This window comes from Actinophytocola glycyrrhizae (assembly GCF_042653545.1).
In the GTDB taxonomy this organism is placed as follows: Bacteria; Actinomycetota; Actinomycetes; order Mycobacteriales; family Pseudonocardiaceae; genus Actinophytocola; species Actinophytocola glycyrrhizae.
In genome coordinates, this window is record NZ_JBHSIS010000009.1 from 286,710 (window position 1) to 310,594 (window position 23,885).

23 protein-coding genes and 1 pseudogene are annotated in these 23,885 nt (G+C 70.9%); 17 read left to right on the plus strand and 7 right to left on the minus strand.

Annotated features, from left to right (window positions below):
- The first annotated feature begins 80 nt into the window (after window positions 1-80).
- Window positions 81-404, plus strand: a complete 324-nt coding sequence (locus ACFPCV_RS21155; protein ID WP_378057985.1) for a hypothetical protein — start codon at window positions 81-83, stop codon at window positions 402-404.
- 4 nt (window positions 405-408) lie between these two features.
- On the opposite strand, the gene dmpG is transcribed toward ACFPCV_RS21155, so the two are convergent.
- The 3 genes from dmpG to ACFPCV_RS21170 are packed head-to-tail and all read right to left on the minus strand — an operon-like array spanning window position 409 to window position 3,148.
- Entirely contained in the window at window positions 409-1,413 is a 1,005-nt protein-coding gene (gene dmpG, locus ACFPCV_RS21160; protein WP_378057986.1) for a 4-hydroxy-2-oxovalerate aldolase, read from the minus strand.
- Complete coding sequence (locus ACFPCV_RS21165; protein WP_378057987.1) at window positions 1,410-2,354, minus strand: acetaldehyde dehydrogenase (acetylating); 945 nt, start codon at window positions 2,352-2,354, stop codon at window positions 1,410-1,412. The genes dmpG and ACFPCV_RS21165 overlap by 4 nt, the downstream gene beginning before the upstream one ends.
- Window positions 2,351-3,148 (minus strand): 2-keto-4-pentenoate hydratase, encoded by a 798-nt coding sequence (locus tag ACFPCV_RS21170; protein WP_378057988.1) that lies wholly within the window; start codon window positions 3,146-3,148, stop codon window positions 2,351-2,353. The genes ACFPCV_RS21165 and ACFPCV_RS21170 overlap by 4 nt, the downstream gene beginning before the upstream one ends.
- A 68-nt stretch (window positions 3,149-3,216) precedes the next feature.
- On the opposite strand from ACFPCV_RS21170, the gene ACFPCV_RS21175 reads away from it, so the two are divergent.
- From ACFPCV_RS21175 to ACFPCV_RS21240, 14 genes are all read left to right on the plus strand, one after another.
- Entirely contained in the window at window positions 3,217-3,975 is a 759-nt protein-coding gene (locus ACFPCV_RS21175; protein ID WP_378057989.1) for an IclR family transcriptional regulator, read from the plus strand.
- A 152-nt stretch (window positions 3,976-4,127) separates the two neighbouring features.
- Window positions 4,128-4,556 carry an organic hydroperoxide resistance protein gene (locus ACFPCV_RS21180; protein WP_378057990.1) on the plus strand — a complete coding sequence of 143 codons (429 nt, stop codon included), beginning with the start codon at window positions 4,128-4,130 and terminating at the stop codon, window positions 4,554-4,556.
- 137 nt (window positions 4,557-4,693) lie between these two features.
- Window positions 4,694-5,278 (plus strand): TetR/AcrR family transcriptional regulator, encoded by a 585-nt coding sequence (locus tag ACFPCV_RS21185; RefSeq protein WP_378057991.1) that lies wholly within the window; start codon window positions 4,694-4,696, stop codon window positions 5,276-5,278.
- A gap of 94 nt (window positions 5,279-5,372) precedes the next feature.
- Window positions 5,373-6,176, plus strand: coding sequence for an alpha/beta fold hydrolase (locus tag ACFPCV_RS21190; protein ID WP_378057992.1), 804 nt, complete (start codon window positions 5,373-5,375; stop codon window positions 6,174-6,176).
- Between the two features lie 5 nt (window positions 6,177-6,181).
- Window positions 6,182-7,048, plus strand: a complete 867-nt coding sequence (locus ACFPCV_RS21195) for a VOC family protein (RefSeq protein ID WP_378057993.1) — start codon at window positions 6,182-6,184, stop codon at window positions 7,046-7,048.
- Between the two features lie 38 nt (window positions 7,049-7,086).
- Window positions 7,087-7,680: a TetR/AcrR family transcriptional regulator gene (locus tag ACFPCV_RS21200; RefSeq protein WP_378057994.1), complete on the plus strand. Its 594-nt coding sequence runs from the start codon at window positions 7,087-7,089 to the stop codon at window positions 7,678-7,680.
- 229 nt (window positions 7,681-7,909) lie between these two features.
- Entirely contained in the window at window positions 7,910-9,232 is a 1,323-nt protein-coding gene (locus ACFPCV_RS21205) for an MFS transporter (RefSeq protein WP_378057995.1), read from the plus strand.
- A 104-nt stretch (window positions 9,233-9,336) separates the two neighbouring features.
- Window positions 9,337-10,101: an alpha/beta fold hydrolase gene (locus ACFPCV_RS21210; protein WP_378057996.1), complete on the plus strand. Its 765-nt coding sequence runs from the start codon at window positions 9,337-9,339 to the stop codon at window positions 10,099-10,101.
- Entirely contained in the window at window positions 10,098-11,726 is a 1,629-nt protein-coding gene (locus ACFPCV_RS21215) for an FAD-dependent monooxygenase (RefSeq protein WP_378057997.1), read from the plus strand. The genes ACFPCV_RS21210 and ACFPCV_RS21215 overlap by 4 nt, the downstream gene beginning before the upstream one ends.
- 21 nt (window positions 11,727-11,747) lie before the next feature.
- Window positions 11,748-13,850: a hydantoinase/oxoprolinase family protein gene (locus ACFPCV_RS21220; protein ID WP_378057998.1), complete on the plus strand. Its 2,103-nt coding sequence runs from the start codon at window positions 11,748-11,750 to the stop codon at window positions 13,848-13,850.
- Between the two features lie 11 nt (window positions 13,851-13,861).
- Window positions 13,862-16,168, plus strand: a complete 2,307-nt coding sequence (locus ACFPCV_RS21225; RefSeq protein WP_378057999.1) for a hydantoinase B/oxoprolinase family protein — start codon at window positions 13,862-13,864, stop codon at window positions 16,166-16,168.
- A 143-nt stretch (window positions 16,169-16,311) separates the two neighbouring features.
- Window positions 16,312-16,869 (plus strand): hypothetical protein, encoded by a 558-nt coding sequence (locus ACFPCV_RS21230; RefSeq protein WP_378058000.1) that lies wholly within the window; start codon window positions 16,312-16,314, stop codon window positions 16,867-16,869.
- A 2-nt stretch (window positions 16,870-16,871) separates the two neighbouring features.
- Entirely contained in the window at window positions 16,872-18,296 is a 1,425-nt protein-coding gene (locus ACFPCV_RS21235; RefSeq protein WP_378058002.1) for a dihydrolipoyl dehydrogenase family protein, read from the plus strand.
- Window positions 18,297-18,891: 595 nt separating this feature from the next.
- Entirely contained in the window at window positions 18,892-20,376 is a 1,485-nt protein-coding gene (locus tag ACFPCV_RS21240; RefSeq protein WP_378058003.1) for a serine/threonine-protein kinase, read from the plus strand.
- A 230-nt stretch (window positions 20,377-20,606) separates the two neighbouring features.
- On the opposite strand, the pseudogene ACFPCV_RS21245 reads toward ACFPCV_RS21240, so the two are convergent.
- The 4 genes and pseudogenes from ACFPCV_RS21245 to ACFPCV_RS21260 form a co-directional block, all read right to left on the minus strand.
- Window positions 20,607-20,657, minus strand: a pseudogene (locus tag ACFPCV_RS21245) (hypothetical protein); the annotation flags it as partial.
- Window positions 20,658-21,028: 371 nt separating this feature from the next.
- A complete protein-coding gene (locus ACFPCV_RS21250; RefSeq protein WP_378058004.1) occupies window positions 21,029-21,178 on the minus strand; it encodes a hypothetical protein in 150 nt (49 codons plus the stop codon).
- A gap of 4 nt (window positions 21,179-21,182) precedes the next feature.
- Window positions 21,183-21,419, minus strand: a complete 237-nt coding sequence (locus tag ACFPCV_RS21255) for a hypothetical protein (RefSeq protein ID WP_378058005.1) — start codon at window positions 21,417-21,419, stop codon at window positions 21,183-21,185.
- 640 nt (window positions 21,420-22,059) lie between these two features.
- The gene (locus tag ACFPCV_RS21260; RefSeq protein WP_378058006.1) at window positions 22,060-22,614 is read right to left on the minus strand and encodes an RDD family protein; all 555 of its coding nucleotides are present in this window, start codon (window positions 22,612-22,614) and stop codon (window positions 22,060-22,062) included.
- A 596-nt stretch (window positions 22,615-23,210) separates the two neighbouring features.
- On the opposite strand from ACFPCV_RS21260, the gene ACFPCV_RS21265 reads away from it, so the two are divergent.
- Window positions 23,211-23,498: an alpha-L-rhamnosidase-related protein gene (locus ACFPCV_RS21265; protein ID WP_378058007.1), complete on the plus strand. Its 288-nt coding sequence runs from the start codon at window positions 23,211-23,213 to the stop codon at window positions 23,496-23,498.
- Window positions 23,499-23,638: 140 nt separating this feature from the next.
- The gene (locus ACFPCV_RS21270; protein ID WP_378058008.1) at window positions 23,639-23,872 is read left to right on the plus strand and encodes an SDR family oxidoreductase; all 234 of its coding nucleotides are present in this window, start codon (window positions 23,639-23,641) and stop codon (window positions 23,870-23,872) included.
- Window positions 23,873-23,885: the final 13 nt, after the last annotated feature.

Genomic DNA, 23,885 nt, shown 5'->3' on the forward strand with positions numbered 1-23,885 from the left:
GGACCGTCGAGGCACTGCGTGAGAAGTCCCGCGCGGCGGCTGACGACCCCGCCGCGCCACGGGACGCGATCGCGACGGCCATGACGCGCACCCGCGACCGCTGGCGTGAGCACGGCCTGGTCATGCGCGTCGCGATCGACCAGTCCTCGGCCATCCCCGCGCTGGGTACGTTGTGGACGGAGACCGCCGAGATCTTCATCGACGCGATCACGGTGATCCTCGTGCGGGCCGGCGTCGCGTCCCACGAAGGGCCCGACGGCGCACCAGCGCTCGCGCGCGCGTTGTGCTGGATGATCGAGCGGACCTTCTACCACGCGTCGGCGGTCTCGCTCGAGGAACTCGACAAGGCGGCCGAGACGTGCCGGGTGATCTGGCTCCGCGCCGCGGGGATCGCGGAGGCCTGACCGTTCAGTTCGCGGCGAGGTCGAGCGCGATGTCGATGATCATGTCCTCCTGCCCGCCGACCATGCCACGGCGGCCGGCCTCGACGAGGACCGCGCGGGTGTCCAGGCCGTAGCACGCCGCGGCGGCCTCGGCGTGGCGGAGGAAGCTGGAATAGACGCCCGCGTAGCCGAGGGTCAGGGTTTCGCGGTCGACCCGGACCTCGCGGTCCTGCAGCGGCCGCACCAGGTCGTCGGCGGCGTCCATCAGCCGGAACAGGTCGCAGCCGTGGTCCCAGCCCATCAGGTCGGCGACGGCGACGAATGCCTCGATCGGGCAGTTGCCTGCTCCGGCGCCCTGGCCTGCCAGGGACGCGTCGACCCGGACCACGCCGTGCTCGACCGCGACCACGCTGTTGGCGACGCCGAGCCCCAGGTTGTGATGGGCGTGGATGCCGACCTGTGTCTGCGGTGCCAGGACGTCCCGGTAGGCGCGGACGCGGTCGCGCACCTCGTCCATGGTGAGGCGGCCGCCGGAGTCGGTGACGTAGACGCAGCGGGCGCCGTAGGACTCCATGAGCGTGGCCTGCCGGGCCAGTTCGGCCGGTTCGGCCATGTGGGACATCATCAGGAACCCGGCGACGTCCATGCCCAGTTCGCGGGCGGCGCCGATGTGCTGGGCCGAGATGTCGGCTTCGGTGCAGTGGGTGGCGATCCGCACCGAGCGGACGCCGAGGCGGTGTGCTTGCCGCAGGTCGTGCAGCGTGCCGATGCCGGGCAGCAGCAGCGTGGTCGGGATGGCCTGGCGAGTGACGTCGCAGACCGCCTCGATCCACTCCCAGTCGGTGTGCGCGCCGACGCCGTAGTTGATGCTGGAGCCGGACAACCCGTCCCCGTGCGCGATCTCGATGGCGGCCACGCCCGCCGCGTCCAGTGCTCCCGCGATCGTCCGGGCCTGTTCGACGGTGTAGCGGTGCCGGATGGCGTGCATGCCGTCCCGCAGGGTCACGTCCTGGACGTACAGGTCGCTCATCGGCTGGTCTCCTGCCGGTGCGTGGCGATGCTTTCGGCGGTCCGCAGAGCCGCGGACGTCATGATGTCGAGGTTGCCCGCGTAGGCGGGCAGGTAGTGCGCGGCGCCCTCGACCTCGAGGAACACCGACACCTTGACCGCGTCGCCGGGCGCGTCCTCCGGGACCAGTCGGTGCAGGGGGTCGTCGGCGGTGACGGTGTCGAACTGGATCTTCTGCTTCAGCCGGTAGCCGGGCACGTAGGCCCGCACCCGCTCAACCATCTCCTCGACCGACGCGGTGACGGCTGCGATGTCCACATCGGACACCAGACAGTGGACGGTGTCGCGCATGATCAGCGGGGGCTCGGCGGGGTTGAGGACGATGATCGCCTTACCCCGTGCGGCGCCCCCGACCTGCTCGATCGCCGACGCGGTGGTCTCGGTGAACTCGTCGATGTTGGCCCGCGTGCCCGGCCCCGCGGACCGCGATGAGATCGACGCGATGATCTCGCCGTAGTGCACCGGCGTCACCGCGCCCACCGCGGCCACGATGGGGATGGTGGCCTGCCCGCCGCAGGTGACCATGTTGACGTTGGGGGCGTCGAGGTGTTCGCCGAGGTTGACCGGCGGCACGACGTAGGGCCCGAGTGCCGCGGGCGTGAGGTCGACGACGGTGCGGCCCAGGGCGCGCAGGACGTCGTCGTGGCGGCGGTGCGCGCCTGCCGAGGTCGCGTCGAAGACGTACTGGACCTCCGCGAACTCGTCGAGCCGGACGAGGCCGTCGACGCCGTCGTGGGTCGTGGCGACCTTGAGGCGCCGGGCCCGGGCCAGCCCGTCGGAAGCGGGGTCGATCCCGGCCATGGCGGCGATGTCGAGGTGCTCCGACAGCCGCGACACCTTGACCATGAGGTCCGTGCCGATGTTGCCCGAGCCGATGATCGCCACCTTCGTGCGGTCGCTCATGAGGCGTTCCCTCCCAGGGCGAAGCTGATCCGGACCGGACCGAGGCCCGAGATCGTGGCGGTGAAGACGTCGCCGGGTTCGGCAGGGACCATCGGGCCCAGGGCGCCGGTGAGGACGATGTCGCCTGCGCGCAGCGACTCCCCGCGCCGCACCAGTGTCGAGGCGAGCCAGGCCGCCGCGTTGAGCGGGTCACCCAGGCAGTCGCGCCCGCTACCCGCCGAGACGAGTTCGGTGCCCCGGCGGAGCCGCATACCGACCTCGGCCGGTTCGACGTCGTCGACGGTCACGCGAGTGTCAGCGAGCACGAACAGGCCGGAGGAGGCGTTGTCGGCCACCGTGTCGACGATGGTGATGTCCCAGCCGGAGATCCGGCTGTCCACGATCTCCAGGGCAGGGGCGAGGAACGCCGTCGCCGCGCGCACGTCGGCGGTCGTGCAGTCAGGACTCGTCAGGCCGGCGCCGAGGATCAGCGCGATCTCCGCCTCCACCTTGGGTTGCAGCAGCGTGCCCGTCGGCACCGTTCCGCCGTCGTCGAGGGCCATGTGGGAGAACAACGCCCCGAAGTCGGGCTGGTCGACGCCCAGCTGACGCTGCACCGCCGGCGAGGTCAGGCCGATCTTGCGCCCGACGAGGCGGTGCCCGGCCGCGAGGACGCGCTCGACGTTGAGCCGCTGCACCTCGTAGGCCGCGTCGACGTCACCGTCGGCGAACAGGTCGCGGACCGGTGGACACGGCGTGACGGTGTCGGCCGCGGCAGCGAGCACCGCCGCGGCCTTGGGGACGGCCTCGTTCATCGGCGACCTCCAGGATCGGGACGGTCCAGGTATAGGCCGAGGGACCGCGCTGTGCCAAAGTTCGTCCCGTGACACGGAACAGTCGGACCGGCAACATGCTGGACAAGGCGGTGGCGGTCCTGGACGTCTACCGTCCGGACGGTGGGTCGTTCCGTCTCACGGAACTCGCGGCCCGGGCGGGGCTGACCAAGACCACGGCGTTCCGCGTCGTCGGCGACCTCGTCCGGCTCGGCCTGCTGGAACGCGAGGGGGAGCGGTACCGGCTGGGCGGCGCGTTGTTCGAGCTGGGGTCGCTCGTGCCGCGCAGGCACGACCTCCGCGAGGTGGCGCTGCCTTTCCTCCAGGACCTGTTCGAGAGCACCCGTCAGACCGTCCACTTCGGAATCCGGGACGACCGCCACGTGATGTACGTGGAACGCATCCACGGCCACGACGCCGTCCCGCTGCCGTCCCGGATCGGGGGCAGGCTGCCGCTCACGTGCACGGCGATCGGCAAGGCGTTGCTCGCGTTCTCCGGGCCCGGGTTGACCGACGCGATCCTCGCGGATCCGCTGCCCCGGCTGACCTACTTCTCGATCACCGACCCGCTCCGCCTGCGGACCGCGCTGGAACAGACCCACGTGGCCGGGCTCGCCTACGAGGAACAGGAAGCGGTGCTGGGCGTCAGCTGCATCGCGGCGCCGGTGTTCTCCGGGGCCGAGGTCGTCGCGGCCCTGTCGGTGGCGGTCCCGCGCGAACAGTTCCGGCCCGCGCACCTCGCCCCGGCGGTGCGCACCGCGGCGCTGGGGCTGTCGCGGACACTGCGGGAGCAGGGCGCTCGGCGGTGACGGTGTGGTCCAGTCCCCGCAGAAGGGCTCCGGGGCCGACAGAGTGAGATAGAACGTTCGGTCTTGACTAGTGCCGGCGGTCGTCGCATGATGGTGCAGGTAGAACGTTCGGTATCGCGCCTGTCGCGCGACGGAGAAAGGAACCACTCGTCATGAGCGAACCCCTGTACCTCGGCATCGCCACCTCCACCGGCGACGGCAGGGCGGGAGGGCAGGCGCGGACCGACGACGGCCTGCTCGACATCACCCTGGCGATCCCGAAGGAGATGGGTGGCCCCGGCGGCGCGACGAACCCGGAGCAGCTGTTCGCGGCGGGCTGGGCCTCGTGCTTCCACTCGGCGCTCAAGGCCGTTGCGGCGCAACAGAAGATCCAGGTCACCGATTCGGCGGTGGTCGCGGAGGTGGGGGTGGCCCCGACCCCGGAAGGTGGGTTCACCCTCGGTGCCGCTCTGCACGTCGAACTGTCCGGTGTGGACCAGGTGGTCGCGGACGGGCTCGTCGAGGCCGCGCACGCGGTCTGCCCGTACTCCAACGCGACCCGCGGCAACATTCCGGTGACCGTCGACGCGACCGTCGCCTGACGCCGCCGGCCGGGCTGATGTGGATCACCAGCCCGGCCGCGCCCGGTCGGGGAGTGGTGCCGAGGCGGACCTATCATGACCGCATGGTGAGGGATTCCGCGTCGGCCACTGCGGGCTTGAGCAGTCAGGAGAACATCTTGAACGCCGCTCGGGTCCTCATCGGCGAAAAAGGTTACGACGGCATGGCCATCTCGGACCTGTGCGCGCAGTCCGGCCTTCCGGCCAGCTCGATCTACTACCACTTCGGGAACAAGCTCGGTGTCCTGGCTGCGCTCCTCGAACGCACCTTCGACGAGCTGCACGCCTTGTTCCCCAACCCGTCCTCGTTCGGCCGCCTGGCGCCGGTCGACCGCCTCGAGGCGTGGTTCTCGGCCGCCTGCGACTCCCTCGACCGGCGGCCGGACTACCTCCAGCTCCTCGTCGCCATCAGCATCGGTCCGCAGAAGGACGCCGAAGCGGTCCAGGCGACCGTGCGTCGCATCCGCGACTACGCCCACGCGTCCTGGGTGGACGCGCTCACCCCGATCTTCGCGCCGAACGGCGGCAAGAACAACGAAGCCCTCGTCCAGCGGCTGGCCGTCCTCGGGCGCGCCATGACCGACGGTCTTTCGGTGGCCAACAGCTTCGACGACGTGAGCTACAGCTCGCAGGTCGCCCCGTTCGTCGCCCTGATCCGCGGCCTGGCGGAAAACCGGGGCAGCGGGGCGAAGCGCAAGCGCTGACGGCGGCCCCGCCAGTGGGCCCTTGATAACGTTGCCGTCCTCTGTATAGTGAACGTTACATACAGCAGGACGGGACGGTGCGGTGACGAGCACAGTGGATGTCGGAAACGCGCGGCTGGCCTACACCGAAGCCGGTTCGGGCAGCCCGGTCGTGTGGCTGCACGGCTCGGGACCGGGCGCCACGGGGATGAGCAACTTCGGCGGGAACCTGTCCGCCTTCACGGACTACCGGAACATCGTCGTGGACCTGCCGGGCTGGGGACAGTCCCCGCGGCCAGAAACGGACGAGCCGCTGATCTTCCACGCCGCCGACCGCGTGTGCCGCGCGATGACGGCGCTCGGGATCGGGCGGGCCCACCTGGTCGGCAACTCCTACGGGGGTGCCGTCGCCATGCGGATCGCGATGCGTCACCCGGATCGGGTGGACCGGCTCGTGCTCATGGCGCCGGGTGGTGTCCTGCCGCCGGACGCACCGCCGTGGCCCGTGGGGCTCGAACGCCTCTTCGGCTACATGGCCGCGGAGAAGCCGTCGCGTGCGGCCATGGCCGAGTTCGTGCGGCTCATGGTCTTCGACGAGTCCCTGGCGACCGAGGAGCTCGTCGACGAGCGCTACGAGTCGAGCCTCCGGGTCCACCCCGAACTGCCGATCCCCCCGAACTTCGGCGACCTGACTCCCGACCTCGGCCGCATCGGCGCGCCGACGCTGCTCGTGTGGGGCCGGGAGGACCAGACCGTTCCCCTGTCCTGGGCGCCGAAGATCCTCGCGGGGATCCCGGACGCGGAGCTGCGTGTGCTGCCGCACTGCAGGCACTGGGTGCAGTACGAGCGCGCGGCCGAGTTCAACCACATCGTTCGCGAGTTCCTGCGGGGCGGGGCCGCCGCCGCGGCGGAGGGATGACAACCGTGGGGATCAGGAAGCTGGGTTACGTCGGTCTCGACGTCACCGACGTCGCCGCGTGGACCGATCTGCTCGGGCGCACGCTGGGTGTCGGCGTCACCCGCGTCAAGTCCGGCACGGAGGAGGTCGCGCTGGCCGAACTCGACGAGTTCAAGTACCGCGTCGCGCTCTACCCGTCTACTGAGGACAGTCCACGCGAACTGGGGTGGATCGTCGACTCGCCACCGGAGCTGGATCGGCTGACCCAGCGCCTGGCGGCCGCCGGTTTCGCCGTCGCGGACGGTTCCGCGGACGAGAAGGAGCTGCGCGGCGCCACCCACCTGCGCTGGTTCACCGACCCCGTCGGTTACCGGGTGGAGCTGGCGGTCGGTGAAGCCAAGGTGCGCCTCGCCGCCGAACGTCCGGCAGGCGGGCCCGGTGTCACCGGCCTAGGCCACTTCGTGCTGGCCGGCCCCAAGGTCGAGGAACTGCGCGAGCTCTACGAGTCGGTCCTCGAGTTCAAGCTGACCGACTACCGCGCCCCCGGACTGTTCTTCTTCCGCTGCAACCGGACCCACCACAGCATCGCGCTCACGAACGCGGACACCCCGTCGATCCACCACCTCGAGTTCGAACACGGCTCGATCGACGACGTCGGGCGAGCGTACGACCGGGCCAAGGCCAACGACGTGCCGATCTCGATCAGCCTCGGGCGGCACATGAACGACAAGGCGATCTCCTTCTACGTCCGGAACCCGAGCGGGTTCCATCTGGAGATCGGCTGCGGCGGCATCGAGGTCGGCGACGACTGGGTCCCGCACGACTTCGGGCGCTCGGACGAGTGGGGACACCACCACGCCGACGCCAACCCCTTCGCCACACCGACGGCCTGACGGGGAGACTGACCGTTCTGTCTGCTATACTCGGTCAGATGGTGCAGAGTGCTCGTGGTCAGGTCTCCGAAGCGCGCTCGCGGCTGCTCGCCACGGCCACGCGGCTCTTCTACGCGGAGGGCCTGCACTCCGTGGGGATCGACCGGATCGTGGCGGAGGGGAAGGTCACCCGCGCCACGCTGTACCGGCACTTCCCCAGCAAGGACGACCTCGTCGTCGCGTACCTGCAGGGCATTGCCCACATGGAGCGCGAAGGGGTCGGCAAGGCGCTCGCGAGCGACCTCCCCGCCGCCGACACCCTGCGCGCCATCGCCAGGTCGATCGCGGAGAGCATCCAGTCGGCTCACTTCCGCGGTTGCGCCTTCCTCAACGCCGTCGCGGAGTACCCGGACCCCGCGCATCCCGTGCACCAGACCGTCCTCGCCCACCGTGAGTGGTTCCTGAGCACCGTCACGGACGTGCTCGCGCAGGTCGGCGAGACGCCGCCGGAGCTCGCTGGCCGGCACTTCGTGATGCTGCGGGACGGCGCGATGGCCTCGGGTTGCCTGTCCGACCCGGCGGAGGTCTGTGACACGTTCCTCCAGGGCGTGGAAGGAATCCTGCGCCACCGCGCCGACTCCGCGACGAGGTAGCGGCTGCGGGATCCCGCGTGGGTCGCCACGTGATAACTGTCTGAAGTGGAGCAGCCCGGGCATCGCGGTCGCGATCGGGTGTAGCCAACGCATTCGCGAAGTTGTAGAGTGAGCGTTACATACAGGATTGTGGAGAGCCCTTGTCCCGCTCTCTCCAGGGGGCCTGACCGACCGCCGCAACGAAGCGAGGTTTCCCTTGAACGTCCTCGAACAGGTCAAGAACTCACCCATGAGCCGTGCCCAGATCAGGGCCGTCGCCCTGTGCCTGGTCATCAACCTGGTCGACGGATTCGACCTTCTGGTCACGTCGTTCGTCGGGCCGACGATCACTCGCGAGTGGAGCCTGTCCTCGTCGGCCGTGGGCGTCCTGCTCAGTGCCGGGTTGGCAGGCATGGCCATCGGCGCGCTCTTCCTGGCTCCGCTCGCCGACCGCATCGGGCGCCGCCCGCTCACGCTCGGCTGTCTCGCCCTGGCCTCGCTGGGCATGTTCGCCGCGGCCGCCACCCAGGATCTCGGCCAGCTCGTCGCGTGCCGGGTGGTGACGGGCGCGGCAGTGGGGGCGATGGCTGCCAGCCTGCCGGTGCTCACCTCCGAGTTCGCGAACAACCGGCGCAGGGGACTGGTCGTCGCGCTGATCACGACGGGTTATGGCCTTGGCGCGGTCATCGCCGGGATCACGTCGAGCCTTCTGCTGGGCTCGTTCGGGTGGCGATCGGTGTTCGTGTTCGGCGGCGTCGCCACCGCGATCCTCCTCGCGGCCGGACTGCGCTACCTGCCCGAGTCGATGGACTACCTCGTCGCCCGCAGGCCACGCCAGGCACTGGACCGTCTCAACCGAACCCTCGCCTCGATGGGCCGGTCCCGTGTCGAGGACCTGCCGGCGGCACCGTCGCCCGCCGCGTCGCGCAAGGTGGCGCTCGACGCGCTCTTCCGCGGGAGCAACGCCGTCCGGACGGTGCTGGTGTGGGTGGCGTTCACCTCGGCGCAGCTGACGTTCTACTTCGCGAGCTCGTGGACGCCCAGCTTGCTGCTGAAGGCGGGGATGTCCAACCAGCAGGGCATCAGCGGTGGTGTCCTGTTCAGCCTCGGTGGCGTCACGGGCGCGGTCCTGCTGGGACTGCTGGCTTCCCGGGTCGGGCCGCGGCGGCTGACCGTGGCGTACTTCGGCCTCGGCGCGCTCGTGCTCGTCCTCTTCTCGGTGTCGCTCGGCACGCTGGCCACCGCGCTGGTCGTGGCCGTGCTCGTCGGGCTGTTCCTCAACGGCACGATCTCCGGCATCAACGTCATCGTGCCGAGCCTCTACCCGGCGCAGGCCCGGGCGACGGCCCTTGGCATGGCCGTCGCCGTGAGCAGGCTCGGTGCCGTTTTGGCGCCGTTGCTGGCCGGTTTCCTGCTGGAGGTGGGCTGGGCCCCGGGCTCGATGTTCCGGGTGTTCGCGATCCCGTGCGTGATCGGTGCCATCGCGACCATCCTCCTCAGCCGGTTCGGACGTGCGCCCCGGAGTGCTCCGGCCCAGCCCCGAACGGTCGAACGTGCGGTGGCGGAGGCATGAGTCCCGCTCTGTTCGATGTGGACCGCACGGTGTTCGGTGCCGCACGCGGCCGCGGGATGCCGTGAACCGCCCACCCGACGTACGATCCACTGAGGAGGCTATCGGTGTCGGCCACGTCGGACGATGTCGCCCAGTCCACCGTCGTGCTGCTGCACGGAGGCGGGCCGGGCGTCGACGCCGCGAGCAACTGGGCGAGCGTGCGGCCACGGTTGTCGGCGACGTTCACCTGCCTGGCCCCGGATCTGCTCGGGTTCGGCACGCGGATCGCCGGTACGGACGGGCTCACCGGGCCGCGGGCCTGGGCGCTGGCCCGGGCGCGGCAGGTCCTGGACCTCCTCGACCGGCACGACCTCGAACGCGTGCACCTCGTCGGCAACTCCGCCGCGGGTGGCGCCGCGGCGCTGGCCCTTCTGTCCGTCGCGCCCGACCGGGTCGACCGCGCGGTCGTCATGGGAGGAGCGGGCACCGGCCCGCTCCCGCCCGCGGTGCCCTTCTACGACGACCCGACCGATCAGTCCATGCGCGCCACCCTGGGTCGGCTCGTCGGCGACGAGGATGTCCACGGTGAACTCCTCGACGAACTCGCCGGTGTTCGGCTGCGGCAGGCGCAGCGGCCCGGGGCCGAGCGAGCGTTCCGGTCGATGTTCGCCGCCGACGACATCCCGCCCGTCGATCTCACGACGATCGTCAACCCGGTCCTCGCCCTGCACGGGGAGTGCGACCGGGTCTCGCCGGTGGCGGTCTCCCAGCGTCTCGCCGACGCACTGCCGCACGGCCGCCTGGCTGTGGTGGCGGGCGCCGGGCACTGGATCCACGTCGACCGGTCCGAGCAGTTCTGCAGTCTGGTGGAGGAGTTCCTGAACGCATGACCGAGCAAACCAGCAGTCGAGCCGACGTTCTGGTCGTCGGCGCCGGTCCCGCCGGGCTGACCCTCGCCATCGACCTGGCCCGGCGCGGCGTGGCGTGTCACGTCGTGGAGGCGACCGAGGAGCGGAGCGTCAACCCCCGGTGCAACACCACGTCCGCGCGGTCGATGGAGATCTTCCGGCGGCTCGGCCTGGCCGACGAGATCCGGCGAGCCGGGCTGCCCGAGGACTACCCGACCTCGATCCACTACCGGACGACCATGACGGGTGCGGAGATCTTCCGCATCGACCTGCCGTCGGCCCAGGACGTGCTGGCCGGTACCGGCAAGGAGGGGTGGCCCACCCCGGAGCCGCAGCACCGGATCTCCCAGCTGTTCCTCGAACCCATTCTGGAGCGGTACGCGCGCGAGCTTCCCGGCCTGACCCTCGAACGCGGCACCAGGTTGGCCGAACTGCGGCAGCACGACGACCACGTCGATGCGGTCGTGGAGACCGCCGGAGTGCGCCGCACCCTGCGCTGTGCCTACGTGGTCGGCTGCGACGGCGCCCACAGCACCGTCCGCCGACAGCTGGGCATCCGGTACGAGGGGGTCGACGCGATCCAGCGGTTCGTCTCGACGCTCGTCCGCTCGCCGGAACTGGGACGACTGGCGGCGCGGGACCGGGCCTGGACGTACTGGACCTACGGCCGCCGGATCGCGTCGCTGATCGCCATCGACGGGGAGTCGTTGTGGCTCAACCACGTCGCCTTCGCCCCCGACCACGACACCGGGGCCGAGGACCCAGAACAGCTGCTGGCCGAGGCGGTGGGGAAACCCGTCGAGCACGAGGTGCTCGGCGTGGTGCGCTGGACGGGACGCAGGCTCGTCGCCCAGCGGTACCGCACGGGGCGGGTGTTCCTGGCCGGGGACGCCGCCCACATCTGGATCCCCGTCGGCGGGTTCGGCATGAACGCCGGCATCCAGGACGCGGCAACGCTGGCGTGGATGCTGGCCGCGGTCCACCACGGGTGGGCGCCACCGGAGCTGCTGGACGCGTACGAGCTGGAACGCAAGCCGGTGGGGGAGCAGTTCGCGGCCGCGGTGGGCTCGGCCGCGCGCAGCTCCTTCGCGGACGTCTCACCGGCCATCCACCAGCCGGGCCCGGACGGCGCGCGGGCTCGTGCGGAGTTCGCCGAGCGGCTCGCGCGCACGGAACCGGCCCGGTACTCACCCGACGGCTTCAGCTTCGGCTACCACTACGCGGGCTCGCCCCTGGTCGCCCATGGTGATCGCGGCGCGGACCACGCCGCGATCACCATGGGCGACTACCGGGAACGCGCGCAGCCCGGGTTCCGGCTACCGCACGTCTGGCTCGACGACGGCAGGTCGGTGCTCGACGTGCTCGGCCCCGGCTTCACCCTGCTGCGGACGACCCCGGGCGTCGATGTGTCGCCGTGGACCTCGGCGGCCCAGGAGACCGGGATTCCCCTGACCGTGGTCGACCTGCCCGGACGGCGGGACCGCTATCCCGCGGAGCTCCTGCTCGTACGCCCGGACCAGCACGTCGCCTGGATGGGCGGAACGGACGCCGATCCGGCCGAACTCCTGCACACAGTCACCGGGCGCGTGACCGCCCACCAGCGGTAACGATCACCAGGAGAGAACGCAATGCCATACGCACTGGGCATCGACGTCGGCGGCACGTTCACCGACGCGGTCGCCTCCGACGGGGCGGGCCGGATCGTGTCGGCCAAGACGCCGACGACCCCGCCGAACCGTGAGGTCGGTGTCATGCGCGCGATCGAGGACCTCGCCGGTGAACTCGGTATCGGCGTCGGTGACCTGCTCTCGCAGACCGACTACATCGCCCACGGCACGACCGCGTCGATCAACGCCCTGGTCCAGGGTCAGGTGGCCGACGTAGGGCTCATCGCCACCAAGGGCCACCGGGACGCGATCTACATCATGAACGCCGAGGGCCGCACCCTCGGCCGGTCGGCGCACGAAATCCAGGACACGCTCCGGCAGCGCAAGCCCGCGCCGTTGATCCCCAAGCACCGGGCGCTGGAGGTCACCGAGCGGATCGACCACGCGGGCAAGGTCCTGGTGCCGCTGGACGAGGACGAGGTCCGCCGCGTCGCACGGTCCCTCGTGGGCCAGGGGGTCGAGGCGATCGCGGTCTGCCTGCTGTGGTCGTTCAAGAACGGGGCGCACGAGCGGCGTGTGCGCGAGCTGATCCACGAGATCGCCCCGGACATGTACGTCACCCTCTCCTGCGAGGTCAGCCCCCGCATCCGCGAGTTCGCGCGGACCTCCACGACGATCATGAACGCCCAGGTGGGGCCGCGGTTGCGCACCTACCTGCTCCCGCTGCGGAAGCACCTGGAGGAGGGCGGCCTCAAAGGACCGCTGCTGGTCATGCAGAGCGAGGGCGGCACCATCACCGCCGACCGGGCCCCGGAGCACGCCATCACCACGGTCGGGTCCGTCCTGTCCGGCGGCGTCATCGGCGGAATGCGCCTGGCCGGACAGCTGGGACACCGCAACGTCATCACCACCGACGTCGGCGGCACGACGTTCCTCGCGGGACTGATCGTCGACGGCGAACCGGTCATGGCACCGGGCTCCATCGTGAACCAGTTCCCGATCAACGCGGCGACGATCCGCGTGCACACCATCGGCTCGGGTGGCGGGGCGCTCGCGTCCGTGGACGAGGGGGGCAACCTGCGGATCGGCCCGCGGAGCGCCGAAGCGGTCCCCGGCCCGGCCTGCTACGGGAACGGTGGCACGCGGCCAACGAACACCGACGCCAACCTGGTGCTCGGCATCCTCAGCGAACGCGGGCTGCTCGGTGGCCGCAAGCCGCTGCGGTTGGACCTGGCGCGGGAGGCGATCCGCGAGCACGTGGCCGAGCCGCTCGGGCTGAGCGTCGAGGGCGCCGCGATCGCCATCCACGAGGTGCAGAACGCGCAGGCGGCCGACCTTCTGCGCCGTGCCGTCGTGCAGGCCGGCTACGACCCCCGTGACTTCGTCGCCTACGCCTTCGGCGGTGCCGGGCCCGCGCACTGCGCGGGTTACTGCCAGGACCTGGGGGTGAGTGAGGTCGTCGTGCCACTCGGTCCCGTGGCCTCGGCCTTCTCGGCCTACGGGCTGGCGGCCTCGGACGTGGCGCTGAGCGCGGAACTCTCCGACCCGTCCTCCTTCCCGGTCGACCACACCGTGCTCGAAGCCCACTTCGCCCGGCTCGAGGCCGACCTGCGGCGGGCGCTCGAGGCGCAGAAGGTGAAGTTCCACGACGTGTCGCTGCACCGCGAGATCGACCTGCGGTACTCGATGCAGGTCACCGAGCTGGCGACGGCCGTGCCGGACGCGACGTTCACCGAACGCACCGGCGAGGAGGTCCTCGGGCGCTTCGAGGAGCAGTACGAGCGCATCAACGGCAGCGGCGCCGGTTACCGCGAGGCAGGCGTGCAGGCGATCACCTACCGGGTGCGGGCCAAGGCGAGTCTCGGCTTTCCGGTCGTGCTGCCGGAGATCCCGGAAGCCGACGGCACCGACCCGGCGGCGGCTCTGCTCGGGGAGCGTTCCGTCTGCCTCGACTCGCGGACCGGCTTCGTGCCGACCCCCGTCTACGACTACGCACGGCTGCGCGCGGGCCACGAGCTCCTCGGGCCCGCGGTCGTCGACGTACCGACCACGGTGGTCGTGGTCCCCGCCGGGGTCACCGGCCGCGTCGACCACCTCGGCAACCTCGTGCTGCGCTACCAGTGAGGACAGCTCCCATGACATCCAGGATCCCCGGGTCGGACGAGTTCACCAGCAGGCCCATGTCCCGCGAGGAGCTGCTGCGGCGGATCTCGCCTTCCCTGTTACTGCACCAGGCCGGCGACGCGGAGGTCGACGCGCTGACCTACGAGGTCGTCCGGCACCGGCTGTGGGCGATCACCCAGGAGATGGGGGAGACGCTGCGGCGGATGTCGGGGTCGCACGTCGTCACCGAGTCCAACGACTTCAACTTCTCCATCTGCGACGAGCTCGGTGAACAGGTCCAGGTCGGCACCTACAACATCGGGCTCATCGGTTCGATGGATCTCGCCATCACCTGGACGCTGCGCAACCGCGGCGACAACCCCGGCATCGCCGAGGGCGACATGTTCCTGTGCAACGACCCGTGGATCGGCGGCGGGCTGCACCAGAACGACGCCGCGATCCTGGCGCCGGTCTTCCACGACGGGACGCTGTTCGGCTGGACGACGGCCATCGCCCACCAGGTCGACCTGGGCGGGCCGCGGCCGGGCTCCTTCAGCCCGTCCGCCCAGGACGTGTTCGGCGAGGCGGTCCCGACACCGCCGCTGAAGGTGGTCCGCGGTGGTGTGCTGCAGCGCGACGTCGCCGACGCCTGGGTGCGGCGGTCGCGGCTCCCGCACCTGGTGGGTCTCGACCTCCGCGCCAAGATCGCCGCCAACAAGAACGCGGGCGAGCAGATCCTGCGGCTCATCGCCAAGTACGGCGCCGACACCGTCAAGGTCGTGATGCGCCGGATGATGGACGACGCCGAACGCAGGCTTCGGGCGAAGCTCGGGACACTGCCCGACGGGACGTGGACCGCGGTCGGCTACCAGGAGCAGTCGCGGACCGGTGACCGGGGCCTGCACGCCATCAGGGTCGCGATGACCAAGGAGGCCGACCGGCTCGTCTTCGACTTCCGCGGGACGGCTGGGCAGACCGGCATCATCAACTGCCCCTACCCGGGGCTGCGGGCCGGGATCGTCTTCACCATGTTGCCGTTGCTGGCCGGGGACATCCCGTGGGCGGCGGGTGGGCTGATGCGCTGCTTCGAGATCGTCACCGACGAGGACACCATCACCAACGCGTCGTTCCCGGCCGCGGTCGGCAAGGGGCCCTTCGGGCCCGCGTGGGGAGCGGGCAACCTGGTCGCCGAGGTGCTCGCCAGGATGCTGGACGCCGACCCGGACCACCGCACCGACGTGCAGTCCATCTGCAACGGCACCACCGACCTCTGCGTGGTGTCCGGTGTGGACACTCGCGGCGGGGGAAGTAAGGGCTTCGTGTCACCCGTCTTCGACGTCATGGCGGGCGGCTACGGCGCCCAGGTGTACCACGACGGCGTCGACACCGGCGGCAGGCTCATCATCCCGTCGGCGCGGGCGCCGGACGTGGAGATGACCGAGTACCTCTACCCGCTGGTCGCCCTGTGGCGCCGCGAGCAGACCGACTCCGGCGGACCGGGGCGGCAGCGGGGCGGGATGAGCGGCTCGGTCTGCTACGTCCAGCACCCGGACCAGAACGAGGCGATGTCGCTGATCGTGTCCGGCACCGGCAAGGCCGCGAACCAGAACGTCGGGCTGGCGGGCGGTTACCCGGGCAACTCCCAACTCGACCTGGTGGTGCGCGGCATCGCCGTGCCCCAGCTCGCCGGTGCGGCTGCCATCCCCGCCGACCTGGACGAGCTGGGCGGCGAGATCGAGGTGCTGCCCTGCGAGGGGGAGTCGGATCTGGGTCCCGGTGACGCGCTCTACCTGCACTGGCAGGCCGGTGGCGGCTACGGCGACCCGCTGCTGCGCTCGCCCGAGAGCGTCCGTGAGGACGTGTCGCAGGTACGGGTGTCGGCGGCGGCGGCGAGGGACGTCTACGGCGTCGTGCTGCGCGAGGACGGCGACGTGGACGTGGCCGCGACCGGCGAGATGCGCGAGGAACTGCGGCGGAAACGTGCCGCTGACGCCGGACTGCCCGGCCCACGGCAGGCGGCCGGCGCGCCGGACCTGGCCGAGGTGCGCAGGCTCGACGACAACCTCGCCGTTCTCGAGGCACCTGAGGGCGGAACGGTCGTGTGCGTCCACTGTGGCACGGTGATCGGACCGCTTGACGGGTTCGTCGCGGGGCTCGCACGCCGCGACTCGGCACCGGCCGAGGCGGGGCCCCACATCTGGCACGACCCGTTGGAGTACGTGGACGCGGAGGTCGTGTTCCGGCAGTTGTTCTGCCCCGGTTGCCTGACGGCGGTCCACTCCCGGGTCGTCCCGGTCGACCATCCGCTGCCGTCCGACGACTACCGGGCCCGGCCGTGAGTTCTCCCGCGCTCGACGGTGGGCAATCTGACAGATAGAACGTTCGGTATTGACAGCGCGGCACTGAGGGAGCATTCTGATGGAGATAGAACGTTCGGTCTCTTTTGAACCGCACTTCTCCTTCATGCTCTGAAAGGATCACCGTGACCACCGTTGACTCACCTGCCGCCGGAGCGATCGCGCCGGTGCTGCGCCGGCTGTACTTCGTGCGGTTCGCGTTCGCCATCGTCTGGGCGGCCCTGCTGTTCCTCACCAAGGCCGAGCTCGGCCCCCTCGCCATCGCCCTCGTCGTCCTCTACCCCCTGTTCGACGTGGCGGCGGCGGTCGTGGACGCCCGGTCGTCCCACGCCACGGGGTCGGCCCGCGGCCTCTACGTGAACATCGCGATCAGCCTGCTGGCCGCCGTCGGCCTGGCCATCACCGCCTCCTCCGGGGTGCCCGCGGTCCTGCGGGTGTGGGGTGCCTGGGCGATCGTCGCCGGGCTGGTCCAGCTGATCGTGGCCGTCAGCCGCCGCGGGATGGGCGGCCAGTGGCCGATGATTCTCAGCGGCGGCATCTCCGTGCTGGCAGGCGGGTCGTTCATCGTCGGGGCCGCCGCGCCGGACCCGGTGCTGACCAACGTGGCGGGCTACGCCGTCCTTGGCGGCATCTTCTTCCTCGTCTCGGCGATCCGCCTCGGGCGCACGACCAAGGAGAACTGACCGTGGACACCACCACGTACGACGTCATCGTCATCGGCGCGGGTCCGGTGGGGGAGAACGCCGCCGACCGGATCGTCCAAGGTGGACTGAGCGTCGCCATCGTCGAACGGGAACTGGTCGGGGGCGAGTGCTCCTACTGGGCGTGCATGCCGACCAAGGCGTTGCTGCGCAGCGGGGCGGCCCTGCGTGCCGCCCGGCAGGTGCCCGGCGCACGCGAAGCGGTGACCGGTGACCTGGACGCGGCGTCCGTGCTGCGCCGCCGCGACTCCTTCGCCTCGAACTGGCAGGACGACGGCCAGGTGGCATGGCTCAACGAGGTGGGCGTTCCGCTGTACCGAGGGCACGGCCGGATCAGCGGCGCCCGGGCCGTCGAGGTGACCGGAGCGGACGGCACCACGACGACGCTGACCGCGCGGCACGCGGTCGTCGTCGCGACCGGGAGCGGCGCGCTGGTCCCGGACATCGAGGGCCTCCGCGCGGCGGCGCCGTGGACCAGCAGGGACGCGGTCGCGGCGAGCGAGGTTCCCGGCAGGCTCGCCATCATCGGTGGTGGCGTCGTGGCCTCGGAAATGGCGACCGCGTTCGCCGAACTCGGTTCGTCGGTGACGATGCTGGCGCGGGACGGCGTGCTGCACCTCGCGGAGCCGTTCGTCGGCGAGCGGGTCGCGGAGTCGTTGCGGGACAAGGGTGTCACGGTGCGCGTCGGCGCAGAGGCAGCGGCCGTGAAACGCGACGGCGGCGGAACGGTGACGATCACGCTCACCAGCGGTGAGCAGGTCGAGGCCGACGACCTCCTCGTCGCCATCGGCCGCACCCCGAACACCCAGGACATCGGACTGGACACCGTCGGCCTGACCCCGGGTGCGTGGCTCACGGTCGACGACACGATGCGGGTCGAGGGGATCGGTGACGGGTGGCTCTACGCCGCCGGGGACGTGAACCGGCGCGTTCTGCTGACACACCAGGGCAAGTACCAGGCCCGCGCCGTGGGCGACGTCATCGTGGCCCGCGCGAAGGGCGGCGCGGTCGACGACGGCCGGTGGGGCAGGCACGCGGCCACCGCCGACGAACGCGCGGTACCGCAGGTGGTGTTCACCGACCCGGAGATCGCGTCCGTGGGCCTGACCGCGGCCGCCGCCGAAAACGCGGGGCTGCGCGTCCGGGTGGTCGACTACGACCTGGCCGCCACCGCGGGCTCCGCCCTGCACGCCGAGGGCTACCAGGGCCACGCCCGCATGGTCGTCGACGAGGACCGGAAGGTGATCGTCGGGTTCACCCTCGTCGGCCCGGACGTGGCGGAAATGCTGCACGCCGCGACGATCGCCGTGGTCGGTGAGGTGCCGCTGGACCGGCTATGGCACGCGGTCCCGGCCTTCCCGACGGTCAGCGAGGTGTGGCTGCGGCTGCTGGAAGCCTACGGCCGCTGACATGGAACCGGCTAGTGGGACACCAGCCGGTTCCATGTCGGACCGATGGTCGTTGCGCATCCGGCGGGCTTTCCGCATGTCCCGCCCTGGGGTCGATGGAGACATCGAACATCCGGAGGACCGACTGTTGTGGGGGCACCACGGAAGTACCCGGATGAGTTGCGGGAGCGGGCGACGCGGTCGGCGGTTGCGGCCAGACGGGACCCCGGGTCGGCTGGTGGGGCGAACAAGCGGATCGCTGACCAGCTTGGTGTGCATCCGGAGGCGGTGCGGACTGGGAAGTGGACCCCATGCTCTGCTGCTCACCACGCCGCCTCCGTCGATCCCGGCGCCGTGCGGCGACCGTGGAAGCCGCGAACACCCCCACGCGGCGAGGGGCACGCCTCGCCCTTCCGGGGTGTGACCGACATCCTCCGGCACCCGGAAGGAGGTTTAGCGCCGTCCAGAAAATGCAACCCACTCAGTGGGAGGCACCGGGCGAGAGCGAGGTTGTCGTGGCATGTGAAGTCGGGGCGCAAATGGCGCAGACCGTCCACGAGAGCCGAGGGTGCCGACCCGTCGATCTTCGCGTACCGCGGGGCCGGGAGGCAACGCCATGACCGACGCCACGACCGGCGAGGGACACCTGGTAGCCGGGCGGTACCGCTTGGACAACCGCATCGGCACCGGGGCGATGGGAGTCGTCTGGCAAGGGCACGACGAAAGGCTCAACCGGCCGGTGGCCGTCAAGACGTTGCTGCAGGAGCCCGGTGACCCGCCCGCCGAGGCCGCCGCCGCGGTGGCCCGCTGCCTGCGTGAGGGCCGCATCGCCGCGCGGTTGCACCACCCGAACGCCACGACCGTGTTCGACGTGGTCGACGAGGACGGCGTGCCGTGCCTCGTCATGGAGTACCTGCCGTCGCGGAGCTTGGCGACGGCCATCGCCGAGACGAGTGCCCTGCCGCCGGAGGAGGTGGCCGCCATCGGTGCCCAGGTGGCGTCCGCGCTCGTCGCGGCCCACGAGGCGGGCATCGTGCACCGCGACATCACGCCCGGCAACGTCCTGCTCGGCGAGGACGGCTCGGTGAAGCTCACCGACTTCGGAATCTCCCACGCGTCGGACGACGTCACGGTGACCAGGACGGGCCTCATCGCGGGCACTCCCGCCTACATGGCGCCGGAGGTGGCACTCGGCACCGATCCCACCACCGCCTCCGACGTCTTCTCGCTGGGCTCGACGCTCTACGCCGCGGTCGAGGGCGAACCGCCGTTCGGCCTCGCCCCGAACACGCTCGCACTGCTGCACACGGTGGCCGGTGGCCGCATCAACCCGCCGCGGCGGGCCGGCCCGCTGACCGACGTGCTGACCGCGCTGCTCGTGGCGGACCCACAGGCACGTCCCACCGCCGAACAGGCGCGCGACCTGCTCGCTGCGGTCGGCGAGGGCACGGTGCAGGTGCCGCCGGTCGTCGCGGCCGGGGAAGCGGCGGCCGCGCCCGCCCGGGAACCAGCGGGCGAGGACGCCGTGCGGACCCAGGTGGTCGACGGGCCGGGGACTCGGGTCGAACCCGCCGCCGCGCACGGAGTCCACCGGCCGCTCGCCGCCGCCGGTGTCCTCCTCGTCGCGATGGTGGCCGCGGGCATCTGGCTCCTCGGTGGCCGCGACAGCGTGGCGCCCGCCGAGGAACGCAGCCCGGCGGACGGGGCCGGACACAGCCAGACCGCGCCGACCCGGACGACCGCCGAGGTCGAAGCGGTGCGGGAACCCATCGACATCGACGAGGTACCCGCGGCGGACACGAGGCCCCCTCCTCCCGGCACGACGACCGAGGGTGCGGCGCCTGAGCCGACGACCGAGCCGAAGCCCCCGGTCTCCACCGCCCCGCCGTCCGCGACCACGACGGAGGACGCACCGGACCCGACGACGACACCCGGCACGCAACCCGGCACAACGACGTCGGCCACGACACCCACCACGACACCCACCACGACGACCTCCGTCACCACCCCGCCACCGACCAGCGACGAGGAGAGTGACGAGGAGAAGGCCGAGGAGTCGCCTGCCGCGTCCGGTTCGGCGACGCCCGTCGACCGAGGATGATGACGACGCGGTAGTGGCGCGGAGCTACGCCGCGCGGGTGGCCGGGCAGGGACTGTTCCAAGATCCCGTAGTCGTGTCGGACATCGCTGGCATCTTCGTTGCGGTGCCTTGTTGGCGGGCTGCGTACATGATGCCGGCGACCCCAAGCAGGCACAGCACGGCGCCGAGGTAGTCCCATCGGTCGGGCTGAAGGTGGCGACGAACCCGTAGGCGCCGAGTGCGAGGACGCCTGCGGCGATCCACCACAGGCCGCGGTGCTCGCGCCAGCGTTGCCAGACCAGCCAGCACGAACAACGGGATGGACCGGACGACGGTCATGATCGGGACGGTACCGGGCTGGTGGTGACGCCGGTGGTGACACGGTGGGCCGCAGCGTGGCCAGACATGACAGCGGGGACCCGCGGCGGCGATCAGAGTTCGCCAGCAGCAGGCATCAGCGCCCCGGTCCCCGCGCGCCTCCAGGTACTCGGTGAGATCCGTCGCACGACCTCCACCACGTCGGGCACGTCGGGACCGAGCACCCGCACGTAGCCTTACGGCGCACACCCGCCCTCGTGTCACCCCTCGTTGACCACCTGAGCATCCATTGCCGCGCGGAAGCGAGCCCGCACGTGCTGGCACTCCGACTCGCTCATCGCCCCGAGCTGGCTCATCAACATCTTGTGCGACGGTTTGCGCGGATCGAACTTGCCTCACAGCGGCACTCGGCCGCGAGCAGCATGTCCGCGCACCAGCGCTCAGCACCGCCGCACGCGGTCAGCGCCATCGCCACCACCCCCAGCAGGGCGAGCAGCGTCGGCACGTCGTCAGCGCCCCTCGCGCAGTTCGCGCTCGCGCGCCGCACGGGACCGGGCCGCCTGGCGACGCTCCTGGACTCGCTTCGTCCACTCGTAGAGCGCGTCGTACGCCGCCATGCCGACCGCCAGCAGCCCCAGGATGCCGACGATCACCGTCACCGGGATCTGGTTCAGCGCCCGCGCCACCACCGCCACGACCAGGAGCGCGACCCCGATCCCGAGGCTCCACTTGCCCAAGCCGCTCATCACGTCACCTTCCAGTCCGCCCAATGATCACTACCCGGGCACAGCATACGAGTGCGCGCGGAACGGGCAAACCCGCACTCAGAAGTCACACATCGGACAGACGACGACCCGAAAACGTTGCAGGCCAACGAGTCCCAGCACGAACGCGCGGCCGGTACGGGCGAAGTACGGTCAGCGGGCTGCAGGTCTCGGCTCCTAGACGAGTTCTTCCAGAGCGTAGAGATGCTGGGCAATGCCTGGGACACCCAATCCGGTTATGCGCGGACCCTCGCCGCGTTCCTGACCTCCTGTGGACAGGCCCCCCCGACGGGCCCCGCCCCGGACATCCTTCGCACAAGCCGACCCCTGAGACGCGCCCATCTCCTGCCCATCACAGCCTCCAGCCGACGTCCCCGCACATCGCGGCACGTGTGGTCATTCCTCAGCCGGGTGTGCTGCCGCAGTGCTCGTGGAGGTCACCGATCGACGGCAACCCGCCCCCCTCTGGCTCGGGTTGCCGAACGACCGTTCGCAGGTGAACTCGCCCCCGACCACACCGTCCACGGATGTCGCAGCGGCGGTCAGCGCCTCCTCTCACAAACGCGCGACACCGCCGTCGCCACGCCTGCCGAGGCCAGCAAGCTCGCATGTCGCCTCCAGGTCATGTGATGCCGGCGGCATGGAGTTGGCGGATGGCGCGAGGGTCCACACTGACCCTGTCCGAACCACCCGAGACCGGTCCACCGCCGCCCAGCGCGCCGATGATCGCGCCGATGACCAGCAGAGGAAACAGGACTCGTACCAGCATCGCCCATGACGCCCAGCCGCCGATCCGGCCACCGTCCTTGGTACGTACGAGCCGGGTGCCGGTGAGTACCGCGCCGAGCGCGCGGCCGTTGCGGTAGCACAAACCGCCGTACAGCAACGGCGACAGGAACAGGATCGCGATCGCGATCAGGGTCACCGTGCCGTTGCCGAGATCGGCCGCTTGGCCCACACCGGCCGCGACGATGAAACCGACCGCCATGCCAAGCACCGACACGATCACGTCGACCAGCCAGGCCAGGAACCGCGCCCACCCCCCGGCCTCGACGTAGAGGACACCGTTGCGGAACGCGCCGAGCCGCTTGGCGATCTGCGGTCCGAGGACCTGCTCCACCTGAGCCCCGGCGTGTTCCTGAACGGGGATCTGCCTGCTCGGCCGCGGGACGGTCATGTGTTCTCCATTGATCAGGGCGCGACTGGCCAGGACGCAACCTGTGCCATGGGCATCGTAGAGGGTGCTCCTTGCGCTGCGCTGCCCGTAGTTCGCCCGCACTCCACTGTGCACCATCCGTGCGAGCACGGTGGCCGTGTGTTAGGTCTGTGCTCGCAGCGACCTGGAGTCGCAATCGGACGTTCACTGTGGAAGTTCAAGCGTTGTTGGGTGTGATTCAGCCGACGCGGTGAGATGAGGGATGAGGTCACCCCGGGCGGGCAGCCGTCGGGAGCGCGGCGATCTGGTGGAGGTGCGCCGCCTGGAGGTCGGCGATGCGGTCCAGCAGTGCGCGATCGGCGGCGATGGTCGTGTCCAGCTCGCGGCGCCGCCCGACGACGCCCCGCGGAGACCGGGTAGCGCTCCTGTCAAGCCTCCAGGTGAGGCCAGATCAAGCCCTAAGCTTTTTGTTCAACCGGTGTGGTTGCGGTGTTGTTTGACGGTGAGGTCGCGTCTGACGGTTTTGCCGACCTCGTAACGGGTCGATGGGTGAGAGTTGAGTGATCCGAGCGGGCGTGGGAGGGTTCCGGTGCGGCTGCTGGGCGGGTGATCGTCGTGTGGAGGTTGCGAAATCCGCGCCGAACCCGCCGCGCGCGCTGGCCGTCGCGTTCGACCTGCTCGGCAACCCGGTCCTGCGGAGACAGGCAGGCGACCGCCTCGCTGCCCTGGTCCTCGCCGACGACGCCCGCATCGCGACCGGTTTCGTCGGTACCCCGCTCATCTGCGACGCACTCACCGACACCGGCCACCTCGACGTCGCCTACCGCCTGCTGACCCAGACGGAGTGCCCGTCCTGGCTGTACACCGTCGCCCGGCCCGGGCTTCTCCATTGCCGCCCCGTCTGAGGTGACCGAGGAGAACCTCCAGCCCTACCTCGACTACGTCTTCTACGGCGCGGCGGCCGCCACCCGGGCGGTGCTGCCCGCGATGCGGGAGGCCGGTTCCGGGACGCTGCTTCACGACCGGCGGCGGCTCGGTGGATCCGGTGCCGATGTTCGGCAACGTCAACGCCGCCGCGGCCGCGCTGCGGAACTGGGTGCTCAACCTGGACAAGGAACTGGCCGGGACCGGCGTGCACGCCGCGCACGTGGCGATCAACGTGTGGATCGGCGACGGCGCACCCGAAGGCATCCCCACGGCCACGCCCGAGCAGATCGCCCCTGTCTACTGGGACTTGCACGAGCAGCGGGACCGCGCCGAGATCATCTTCAACGCCTGACCCCGCGAGGACT